This is a genomic window from Streptomyces sp. NPDC045701, assembly GCF_056432045.1.
Genome location: NZ_JBWKJV010000029.1, coordinates 16,963 through 27,448, shown reverse-complemented (window position 1 = coordinate 27,448; position 10,486 = coordinate 16,963). Strand labels below are relative to the sequence as shown.

General features: G+C 73.5%; 9 protein-coding genes. 6 read left to right on the top strand and 3 right to left on the bottom strand.

Annotated elements, in window-relative coordinates; all coding sequences use genetic code 11:
* Positions 1–135: 135 nt before the first annotated feature.
* On the bottom strand, positions 136–1,116 hold the full coding sequence (locus tag AC07DW_RS25120) for a phosphatase PAP2 family protein (RefSeq protein ID WP_478859938.1): 981 nt from the start codon (positions 1,114–1,116) through the stop codon (positions 136–138).
* 460 nt (positions 1,117–1,576) lie between these two features.
* Between AC07DW_RS25120 and AC07DW_RS25115 the strand changes: the two genes are divergently transcribed.
* Positions 1,577–3,265, top strand: a complete 1,689-nt coding sequence (locus AC07DW_RS25115; RefSeq protein WP_478859937.1) for an MFS transporter — start codon at positions 1,577–1,579, stop codon at positions 3,263–3,265.
* A 177-nt stretch (positions 3,266–3,442) separates the two neighbouring features.
* Positions 3,443–4,633 (top strand): acyl-CoA dehydrogenase family protein, encoded by a 1,191-nt coding sequence (locus AC07DW_RS25110; protein WP_478859936.1) that lies wholly within the window; start codon positions 3,443–3,445, stop codon positions 4,631–4,633.
* A gap of 58 nt (positions 4,634–4,691) precedes the next feature.
* Here AC07DW_RS25110 and AC07DW_RS25105 read toward each other — a convergent pair whose 3' ends face one another.
* Positions 4,692–5,126: a cell division protein SepF gene (locus tag AC07DW_RS25105; protein WP_478859935.1), complete on the bottom strand. Its 435-nt coding sequence runs from the start codon at positions 5,124–5,126 to the stop codon at positions 4,692–4,694.
* Positions 5,127–5,415: 289 nt separating this feature from the next.
* Here AC07DW_RS25105 and AC07DW_RS25100 point away from each other — a divergent pair, with 289 nt between their 5' ends.
* From AC07DW_RS25100 to AC07DW_RS25090, 3 genes are all read left to right on the top strand, one after another.
* On the top strand, positions 5,416–6,717 hold the full coding sequence (locus AC07DW_RS25100) for a proline-rich domain-containing protein (RefSeq protein WP_478859934.1): 1,302 nt from the start codon (positions 5,416–5,418) through the stop codon (positions 6,715–6,717).
* A gap of 939 nt (positions 6,718–7,656) precedes the next feature.
* Positions 7,657–8,559: a S1 family peptidase gene (locus tag AC07DW_RS25095; RefSeq protein WP_478859933.1), complete on the top strand. Its 903-nt coding sequence runs from the start codon at positions 7,657–7,659 to the stop codon at positions 8,557–8,559.
* 129 nt (positions 8,560–8,688) lie between these two features.
* A complete protein-coding gene (locus AC07DW_RS25090) occupies positions 8,689–9,180 on the top strand; it encodes a hypothetical protein (protein WP_478859932.1) in 492 nt (163 codons plus the stop codon).
* Positions 9,181–9,186: 6 nt separating this feature from the next.
* On the opposite strand, the gene AC07DW_RS25085 is transcribed toward AC07DW_RS25090, so the two are convergent.
* Positions 9,187–10,089 (bottom strand): DUF4231 domain-containing protein, encoded by a 903-nt coding sequence (locus tag AC07DW_RS25085; protein WP_478859931.1) that lies wholly within the window; start codon positions 10,087–10,089, stop codon positions 9,187–9,189.
* 231 nt (positions 10,090–10,320) lie between these two features.
* On the opposite strand from AC07DW_RS25085, the gene fxsA reads away from it, so the two are divergent.
* Positions 10,321–10,485, top strand: a complete 165-nt coding sequence (gene fxsA / locus AC07DW_RS25080; RefSeq protein WP_234372133.1) for an FxSxx-COOH cyclophane-containing RiPP peptide — start codon at positions 10,321–10,323, stop codon at positions 10,483–10,485.
* The last annotated feature ends 1 nt before the right edge of the window (position 10,486 follow it).

Sequence of the window (10,486 nt, the reverse complement as noted above, 5' to 3'; positions counted from 1 at the left end):
GGTTGAGAATCCCCCCTTAACGGGTTGTTGGTTTGGTGAACCCGCACGCCTCCCCTTTCGTACAAGGAAGGGGGGGGGCCCCCGTTAGGGGTGTCCGGCCCCCTCCCGCTGTCCGTGCTCACCGCACCGTCGTCCTCAGCCGCCCGTGACGGGCCGGGAACGCGGCGGCCGGCGACTGCCCGCCGGAGTGACCGGGGTCCGCTCCGAACGCACCACGGCGTGCGGACGCGGCTGGGTGAGCGTGGTCCTGCCCGAGGGACGGGAGACACCGCCCGCCGGGGAGACCGACTCGCGCACCGGCTCGTCGTCCGCGCCGACCGGCCGCTGCTGGTACACCGCCGGCCGGGGCCCGCCCGCCGCGACGGGCAGCGACGCCACCTGGCGGCGGCGCGCCCGCAGCTTCTCGCGTACCGCGAAGACCATCGCCTCCGCACGGGCGATCAGCGGCTCGCACCAGGGCAGTCCGAGCAGGATCAGCAGGCCGGCGGCCCAGCCGAGCAACACGTCGCTCAGCCAGTGCGTACCGAGGTAGACGGTGGTCAGGCCCACGCCCAGCGCCACCACGGCGGAGAGGGCGGACAGATAGCGCCTGGCCCGGGGGGTGGTGGCGAGGTAGGCCAGGATGCCCCAGGTCACCACCGCGTTGGCCGTGTGACCGGAAGGGAATATATCGCCGCCCGCGAACATCTCGGCCGAGCCGATCTGCGTCGCGTAGTGGGGGCCGAGCCGGCCCAGACCGAGTTTGACCGCGCCCACCGTGACGTTCAGCGCCAGCAGCGCCGCGCCCAGCGCCAGCAGCGGGCGGAGCGTGTGCTGCCGCCAGGAGCGCCAGCCGAGCCAGGCCGCCACCATGACGGCCGTGGGGCCGCGCTGGCCGAGCACCACGAAGTAGTCCAGCGTCGCGTGCAGCTCCGGCCACTGCTGATACGGCCGGAAGAGCATGACCTTCCAGTCGAGGGTCACCAGCCACGACGAGACGAGCACGGCCACCACGATGGCGAGGTAGAACGCCGACGTCCCGCCGAAGAGGGCGAGACGGGTGCGGCTCATCCGCGGGATCTCAATCTTCGGCGGTTCCGGCTCCCGGTCCAAGCGGGCAAAGATGTCGGTACGCACCCAATCGACGTTACAGGGAGTGAGTGTCGGCCCACGCCGATCCGCTCCCTTCGTGATGACGATGTGATGTGGAGTGTGTCTCAGTCGGATGTTTATCGTGTGCTTATCCATAAAGTCCGGGGGTCGGGGGGCCCTATTGACGCGGGGCCTCGGGAGGAAGCGCGTTTGCCCGCCACGGGAAAGGGCCGGAATCGGCCGGGGGCCGGAATTCCCCCCTTCCTGCGGCCGGCCGCCGCCTCCGGTACGAGGCGCGGCGCGGTCCCCGACGGGCCGGCCGCAGTGGCGTACGCCACACCGTCGCGCCTGCCCCCGTGAGAGGTGGGCCACGCGCCACCGGCCCGGACTCGCGTACGCTGACGGCTCGCTCGCCCGTCGATGCCGGGCCCCGGGAGGTCGTCCCCCTCCGGCCGGTGCCCACCGAGCGCGAGAGAATCGTCTGTGGTCTGTGGGAGGTACGTACATGTCCGTGACGACCACGGCCGGAGCACGGCTGCGTGCCACCGGTGGCGGTGCCAACCGCTGGGTCGTCCTGCTCGTCCTCTGCGTCAGCCTGCTGCTGGTCGCGCTCGACGCCACCGTCCTCCACGTCGCCGTCCCCGCGGTCACCGAGGACCTGCGCCCCAGCTCCACGGCCCTGCTGTGGATCGTCGACGCCTACCCCCTGGTCTGCGCGTCGCTGCTGATCCTCTTCGGCACGCTCGGCGACCGGGTCGGGCGCCGCCGGGTGCTGCTGGCCGGCTACGGCCTGTTCGGCGCCGCCTCCGCCGTCGCGGCCTTCGCCGACACCCCCGCCGTACTGATCGCCGCCCGTGCGCTGCTCGGGGTGGGCGGCGCCATGATCATGCCCGCCACCCTGTCGATCCTCCGCGCGGTCTTCCCCGACCGGCGCGAACGGGCCACCGCCATCGGCGTCTGGACGGCCGTCGCGGCCGTCGGCGCCGCGACCGGGCCGGTCCTCGGCGGCTTCCTGGTCGAGCACTTCTGGTGGGGCTCGGTCTTCCTCATAAACATCCCGCTGATGGCGCTGATCCTGCCCCTGGGTCGCTGGCTGCTCCCGGAGTCCAGAGGCAGCGGCGACGGCCCCTGGGACGTGCTGGGTGCCCTCATGGCCGCGGCCGGTGTGCTGGGCGTGGTCCTCGGCGTCAAGCGGGCCGGCGCCGGCGATCCCGTCGCGGGCCCGGAGACGGCGGCACCGCTGCTGCTCGGCGCCGCCCTGCTGATCCTCTTCGTCCGGCGGCAGAAGCGCCGCGCGCATCCGCTCGTCGACCTGCGGATGTTCGCCCGCGCGGCCTTCACCACCTCCGTCGGCTGCATCGTGCTCGCCATGCTCGCGCTGGTCGGCCTGGAACTCATCGCCGTCCAGTACCTCCAGCTCGTCCTGGCGCTCACCCCGCTGGAGACCGGGCTGCGGCTGCTGCCGCTCACCTTCGCCGCCATGGCCGCCGGCGCCACCGGCTCGTACACGCTGCGGCGCGTCGGCCCGCGCCGGATGGTGGGCTGGGGCTTCGTCCTCACCGCCGCCGCCGTCCTGCTGCTCGTCCTCATGGGACAGCACGACCGGCCGCTGCTGCTCACCGCCGGTTTCGTACTCCTCGGCTTCGGGCTCCAGACCACGCTGTTCGGGGCGTACGAGTCGATGCTCAGCGAGGCCCCGGCGCACAGCGCGGGCGGGGCCGCCGCGATCGGCGAGACCTCGTACCAGCTCGGCGCCGGAATGGGGATCGCGCTGCTCGGCAGCGTCATGAACGCCGCGTACGCGCCCGGCCTCGCGCACGTGCCGGGTGTCCCCGCGCCCGCCGGGGCCGCCGCCGCCAACTCGCTGGGCGAGGCCTACCAGGTGGCGGCCCAGCTCGGCGGCCCGGCGGGCGAGGCACTGCGCACGGCCGCGCGGCACGCGTTCGTGCACGGCCTGCACGTCACGCTGGCCGTCAGCGCGGGACTGCTGCTGCTCGGCGCGCTGATGGCGCTGCGGCTGCCGCGGGTGATGGACTGCCGGCCGGACATCGACGCCCGGCTGGGCGGCACGGACCCGTGGCCCGAGCCGCAGGGCGCCGCCGGTCCTGGCGCCGCGCCGGTGGCCCGCGTGCCCGCGCGGCGCGAGCCGGCGGAACCGGCCGGGTCGGGGCGCACGGCGGGCCGCGGGACGTAGGGGTCGTCCCGCCGGGCTCACGGCGATCCGGCCCGATCGACACGCCGGGGGCACACCGCCGGTGTGGCGCCCGCCACCGGGTCTGGACGCGCGGCACTCGGCGTCGTAACGTCGGCGGCGCAGCGTGACTAACACCGCTAGTTTTAGTGCCGCCCCGTGCCGCCCGGAGGTCCCGCCATGTCCGCACCCGCGAAGCTCCCGCCGTTCGACGCCGGCGACCCCCTCGGCATCGACGACCTGCTCGACCCCGAGGACCTCGCCATCCGCGACACCGTCCGCACCTGGGCGGCCGACCGGGTCCTGCCGCACATCGCGGAGTGGTACGAGAAGGGCGAGCTGCCCGGCATCCGGGAGCTGGCCCGCGAGCTCGGCGCGCTCGGCGCGCTCGGCATGTCGCTGGAGGGCTACGGCTGCGCGGGCGCGACGGCCGTCCAGTACGGGCTGGCCTGCCTGGAGCTCGAGGCCGCCGACTCCGGCATCCGCTCCCTGGTCTCCGTCCAGGGCTCCCTCGCCATGTACGCCATCCGGACCTTCGGCTCGGAGGAGCAGAAGCAGCGCTGGCTGCCGTCCATGGCGGCGGGCGAGACCATCGGCTGCTTCGGCCTGACCGAGCCCGACCACGGCTCCGACCCGGCGGGCATGCGGACGTACGCCAGGAAGGACGGCGGCGACTGGGTCCTCGACGGCCGCAAGATGTGGATCACCAACGGCTCGGTGGCGGGGGTCGCCGTGGTGTGGGCGCAGACCGACGACGGCATCCGGGGCTTCGCCGTCCCCACGGACACCCCCGGCTTCTCGGCACCGGAGATCACCCACAAGTGGTCCCTGCGCGCCAGCGTCACCAGCGAACTCGTCCTGGACGACGTACGGCTGCCGGCCGACGCCGTGCTCCCCGGCGTCACCGGCCTCAAGGGCCCGCTCAGCTGCCTGAGCCACGCCCGCTACGGCATCGTCTGGGGCGCCATGGGCGCCGCGCGCTCCTCGTTCGAGGCGGCGCTGGAGTACGCCAGGACGCGAGAGCAGTTCGGCAGGCCCATCGGCGGCTTCCAGCTCACCCAGGCCAAGCTCGCCGACATGGCGCTGGAACTGCACAAGGGGATCCTGCTCGCCCACCACCTCGGGCGGCGGCTCGACGCCGGGACGCTCCGCCCCGAGCAGGTCAGCTTCGGCAAGCTCAACAACGTCCGGGAGGCCATCGAGATCTGCCGCACCTCGCGGACGATCCTCGGCGCCAACGGGATCTCGCTGGAGTACCCCGTCATGCGGCACGCCACCAACCTGGAGTCGGTGCTCACCTACGAGGGCACCGTGGAGATGCACCAGCTCGTGCTGGGCAAGGCGCTCACCGGCCTCGACGCGTTCCGGTGACCGTTCCGGCGAACGGTCCGGCGCGTGGTCCGGCATGTGCTCCGGTGAGCCGCCCGGCCTAGCTCTGGTTGAAGAAGCCGTCCTGGGTGTGGGGCCCGGGCTCGCCGTTGACGATCTGCGTGTCCGCGGGCGTCAGCAGGAAGACCCGGGTCGCCACGCGCTCGATCGAGCCGCGCAGCCCGAAGGTCAGGCCGGCCGCGAAGTCGACCACGCGCTTGGCGTCGGCGGGCTCCATGGAGGTGAGGTTCATGATGACCGGGACGCCGTCCCGGAAGAGCTCACCGATGCTGCGGGCGTCCCGGAACCCGTCGGGGGACACCGTGGCGATCCGGCGGCCCTCCTCCTGGGCGGTCTCGGAGGCGACGCGGACCCGCGGGTCGGTCACCCAGGAATCGCCGGCGCGGTCACCCTCGGCGTACTCGTCGTCGTAGTAGCGCTCGTCGTTGTCCTCGACGAGACCGAGCCATGCACTCGCCTTGCGCACCGATCCCATGGACGCCTCCTTTCACGCGGTCACTTGTGGTTCCGCTATCCCTATCGTCGTCCATCATGCGGATCGCGCGCCAAGTGGACAGTCGCCGCGCGAGCGATTCGTGACGGTACTGGTGCAGAGGATGTGGCGATTCGTCAAGGTTCCACGGGCGTACGGGCCCTGAGAAGGGGCCTGCGCAACTCAAATATGACATTCGGGCCGTACGGGTGAGCGTGCGGACGTACGGGTGAACGACACGGCCCGGTACGATGCCCGCCCGCTTATCACGCACAACTCACGGGGGAGCACCATGTTCGGGATCGTCAGGCCGTGCGCGCACCGGCTCAGCGACGGGCTCAAGACGGAGTGGATGGCCCATCTGTGCGGGCTCTGCCTGGCACTTCGGGCCGACCACGGGCAGTTCGCCCGGATCGCCACCAACTACGACGGCCTCATCGTCTCCGTCCTGACGGAGGCTCAGACGGAGCGGGCGCCCGGTGCGCGGCGCACGGCGGGCCCCTGCCCGCTGCGCGCCATGCGGACGGCGCCCGTCGCCAGGGGAGAGGGCGCGCGGCTCGCGGCGGCCGTCTCGCTGGTGCTGGCCTCGGCGAAGGTGCGGGACCATGTCGCGGACCGGGACGGGCTGCTGGCGCGCCGTCCGATGGCCGCCGCCGCGCGCCGGGTGGCCCTCGGCTGGGACCGGGCGGGTGCCAGGGCCGGGCGCGAGCTGGGCTTCGACACGGCCGTCCTGGTCGACGCGGTGGACCGGCAGGGCGGCATCGAGGCGCTGGCCGGCCCGGGCACGCCCCTGCTGACGGTGACCGAGCCGACCGAGACGGCCACCGCCGCCGCCTTCGCGCACACCGCCGTACTGGCCGGCAAGCCGCAGAACGTGGCGCCGCTGGCGGAGGCGGGCCGGCTCTTCGGGCGCCTGGCGCACCTGCTGGACGCCGTGGAGGACCGGGAGGCCGACGCCGCGTCCGGCGCCTGGAACCCGCTCACCGCGACCGGCACCTCGCTCGCGGAAGCCCGCCGGCTCGCGGACGACGCGCTGCACGGGGTACGGCTCGCCCTGCGCGACGCGGAATTCGTGGACGACAAGCTCCTGCACGTGCTGCTCGCGCACGAGCTGCGGCAGTCGGTGGACCGGGCGTTCGGCACGGCGGCCTGTTCGCACCAGGGGTACGGCGACGGCACCCCTCACCAGGGCGGCGGCCAGGGGCCGTACGGGACACCGAACCCGTACGGCGCGCCCCACCCGGGCGGCCAGAACCCGTACGGCGGCCAGAACCCGTACGGCGGTCAGCCGGGGGGCCCGCGGGACCCCGGCCGTCCCGGCGGCCATGGCGGTGGGTACGGCGGCGGCTCGGGCGGGTACGGCGGCGGGATGCCGCCCGGCTTCGGCGGACCCGGCGGCGAGCCGTCCCGGCCCAAGCCCCGCGGCCTCCTCGCCGGCTGCGCGGCCTTCACCTGGCTCTTCTGCACCTGCCGGATGTGCTGCGCCAAGGAGTACGAGGGCCCTTGGTCCCGCAAGAAGCGCGAGGGCTGCTGCCGCGACTGCGACTGCAACCCCGGCGGCTGCGACTGCTGCTGCCCCTGTGACGGCTGCTGACGGACCGTGAGGTCGCCGCGCGAGCAGCGACCCCCCGCCCCCGGGCCGGCCGATCACCCGAAGGGGCGACTTCCGGCCGTTCCCGGAAGGTGACGCGAGGACGGCGACCGGGTGCCGGAAACGTCCCGCCGCCGACCGCCCCACCACCGGTGGCAGGCCCCTGACCGGTGACGTCACCCCGGCAACCGGCCACGCCCCGGTCCTGCGGGCCGTGCGGTGCGAAGGGCCGGGGGAGGTACGTGACTTCGGCCCGGCACCCCGGCGCGACGCGCCGTCAGGACATCGGCCGGCGCCGTACGACGTGGCGCCGGCCGGGTACCGGCACCGCGCGCGGCGACGCGGCGCCCCAACCGGCAAGGCCGCCGTCCGCGAGCGCGCACCCGGCCCCGCGGGCGCCCCGGCAGCCGCGCTCCGGGGCACCGGGTACACCCCGGCCCCGCGGCACCGGTGACGGGCCACCGCGGGCCGCCCGCACCGACGCGACCAGCGGCGGGAGCCCCCGTCGCCCCGGTGCCCGCGGCGGCCGGCCCCCGGCCCGGACGGGGCGGGCGGGCGCCGGTCCCCGTCCGGGCGCCGCTGCCGCCGCGCGCCGTGGCTGCGCCCGGCGTCCCTCCGTTCCCGCCGCCCGGCGGGCACCCCGGTACCGGCCCCGCAGGGGGAGGGGAACGCGACGGCCGGACGGCACGTCCCACCGGCACACCCCGGCGGAGGGGCCCCGCCCCGCCGGTCTTCGCCGCGCCCTCGCACGCACGGCCGAAACATGCCCTTGCGGCCCTCGGTTGACCGCACGAATACTCCCGGAGCAGCGCTTGTCAGGAGCACGGCGTGTCCGAAAACCGAACGTCACCCGGAGACGAACCGCGCCACCAATCTCCTGACTGCGCCTCACGGGCCCGTCCCCCACGGTGGGCCCCCGATTCCCCTCGGGAGGAACGACAAGTGAGGATCAAGCGCACCACCCCCCGCAGCGGCACAGCCGGACGAACCCGTCTGCTCGCCGTCGCCACCGGTCTCGCCGCCGCCGCCACCCTCGCGGTCCCCGCCGCGAACGCCGACTCGTCCCGGACCTTCAGCGCCGCCCAGCTGTCCGCCGCCGGCTCGGCCGTCCTGGAGGCGGACGTACCGGGCACCGCCTGGCACGTCGACCCGGCGACCGACAAGCTGGTCGTCACCGTCGACTCGACCGTGTCCCAGGCCGAGATCGCCGAGATCAAGCGCCAGGCGGGACCCAACGCCGGCGCGCTCAAGATCGAGCGCACCCCCGGCAGATTCACCAAGCTGATCTCGGGCGGCGACGCCATCTACGCCAGCAGCTGGCGCTGCTCGCTCGGCTTCAACGTCCGCGACGGCGCGGGCGCGTACTACTTCCTGACCGCCGGTCACTGCACCGACGGCGCGGGCACCTGGTACGCCAACTCCGGCCGCACCACCGTCCTCGGCTCGACCTCGGGGTCCAGCTTCCCGAACAACGACTACGGCATCGTCCGCTACACCAACAGCTCCGTCACCAAGTCCGGCACCGTCGGCAACGTGGACATCACCAGCGCCGCCAACGCCACCGTCGGCATGTCCGTCACCCGCCGCGGCTCCACCACCGGGACCCACAGCGGCTCGGTCACCGGCCTGAACGCCACGGTCAACTACGGCGGCGGCGACATCGTCTACGGCATGATCCGCACGAACGTGTGCGCCGAGCCCGGAGACAGCGGCGGGCCGCTCTACTCCGGCTCCCGCGCCATCGGCCTCACCTCCGGCGGCAGCGGCAACTGCTCCTCCGGCGGCACGACCTTCTTCCAGCCGGTCACCGAGGCCCTGAGCGCCTACGGCGTCAGCGTCTACTGACCGGTCCCGCCCAGCGCCACGAGCCCCCGGCCGGATTCCCGGCCGGGGGTTCGACGCCCTGTCCGGAAGCGCCCGCATTTGAGAGGATGTGGCGGCGCGTCCACAGGGGACTTCGGGAAGCGGGGGCGGATGAGGCGCATCGGAGTGACCGGTCACAGGGACATCCCCGACGAGCTCCACGCCCATGTGCGCGCCGCCCTCCGCGCAGCCGTCCGCACCGCCGCCCGCGACCACGAGGGCGGACTGGAGGCGCTGTCCAGCCTGGCGGCCGGGGCGGACCAGCTCTTCGCGGACATCGCCCTCGCCTGCGGCGCCGAGCTGACCGTCGTGATCCCGAGCGGGGAGTACGAGGACGACTTCGACGACCCCGAGGAGCTGGCCCGCTACCACTGGCTGCGCAAGCGGGCCAGCCGCGAGGTGCGGATGGACTACCCGCGCTCCACCGACGAGGCGTACTACGCGGCCGGCACCTACATCGCCGAGCACTGCGACCGGCTGCTGGCCGTCTGGGACGGCCGCCCCGCCCGCGGCCTCGGCGGCACCGGCGACATCGTCCGCTACGCCCGCGGCCTCGGGAAACCGGTGACGGTCATCTGGCGCGCGGGCGTCGAGCGGCCCTGACGGCCGCTACCTGCGGTGCTGGACCAGCCAGTCGGTGTGCTGCGGCGAGACGACGCGCTCGGTCTCGTACACCGCCGCCGCCCACCGGTCCTCGCCGATCACCGTCTCCATCGCGGTGTGCATCGCCGCCAGGTCCTCCTCCACCAGGGAGTGCGCCGCGATCAGCGGCTGGTGGCGGCGGATCTCGCTCCACGCCACGCACGCCGCCGCCGCGGCCGACAGGAGCCCGGCCGGCACGGCCGAGTCGCCGACCGAGAAGGTCCGCAACACGCCGAGGAAGAGAGCGAGGCCGGTGAGCAGCGAGACGGTGACGGACCACAGCGTGGTGGCCCGGCGCGACACCACCGTCTTCCTGTGGTACCAGTTCCGCTGCTCGATCAGCCGGTCCCTGACGTACGTCTCCTTGCGCACCCGGAAGGGCTTGTCGCGCAGCATCCGCATGGCCGGGGTGATGAGCTCGCTCCGGTCGTCGGCCGGTGCCGAGGCCCGCGGGTCGACCCAGCCCACCTTCCGGAGCTCGGCGAGCCCCGCCTCGAGCCGGGACAGGAACTCCCCGTCCGGATCGGGGAAGCCGGCGTCGAAGGGTGCGCCGTGGACCGCGTACCGCCAGCACATCGATTTGATGAACTCGGCGGCCGAGCGGTTCAGTTGCCAATGCGATTTCGCCCGGCGCCTGGAGGCGCGGTACGTCGCCAGGAGTACGCCGGCGTACGCCAACGCGCTGAGTGCGCCCGCGAGTTGGAAGGCGTCGCCGACGCGCCAGCCGCCCGGTACCGCGGCGAGACAGGCGCCCAGGACCAGCAGCCACAGCTGCAGGCGGGTGTCCTGCACCGCGTCGCGCTGCCGGGCGATGGCGATCTCGTCGGCCCGGTGGAAGAGCCCGGGCAGATCTGCGTTTCGGAAGACCATGCTCTGCAGTGGGCCCTGAAACCCGGTCATGCGCACCCCCGTCTGCGGTTTTGTCTTCACTCTTTCGATGGAATGGCTCGTTCCGGGTCGGTCGGGGAATACTGGCGCAACGCTTTTGTTTCAACCCCTTGCGCTGATTTGCCGTGGGTGGGCATGAGAGTAAAGTCGTGCCGCCGACACTGCAATGGTGCGGTTATCCCCAACCGACCCACTCCCCCTAGGACGGCCGCCGTGAGCTTTCAGACCTCAGTCACCTTCGCGGTAGCGAAGAAGAATCGGGTGCCTCTCGCCGAGATCGACGTGCGTGGGGCCGCCGCCACGAAGAAGCTCAGTCGGGTCCTGCCTTCCGTGAGCGACCGTACCGAGCGCGTTCCGACGTTCAACTCCGCGCTCTAAA

Coding starts and splice junctions, on each gene's coding strand:
- AC07DW_RS25110 (WP_478859936.1), top strand. CDS start 3,443: ATGTCCGCACCCGCGAAGCTCCCGCCGTTCGACGCCGGCGACCCCCTC.
- AC07DW_RS25085 (WP_478859931.1), bottom strand. CDS start 10,089: ATGGTCTTCCGAAACGCAGATCTGCCCGGGCTCTTCCACCGGGCCGAC.
- AC07DW_RS25105 (WP_478859935.1), bottom strand. CDS start 5,126: ATGGGATCGGTGCGCAAGGCGAGTGCATGGCTCGGTCTCGTCGAGGAC.
- AC07DW_RS25100 (WP_478859934.1), top strand. CDS start 5,416: ATGTTCGGGATCGTCAGGCCGTGCGCGCACCGGCTCAGCGACGGGCTC.
- AC07DW_RS25090 (WP_478859932.1), top strand. CDS start 8,689: ATGAGGCGCATCGGAGTGACCGGTCACAGGGACATCCCCGACGAGCTC.
- AC07DW_RS25115 (WP_478859937.1), top strand. CDS start 1,577: ATGTCCGTGACGACCACGGCCGGAGCACGGCTGCGTGCCACCGGTGGC.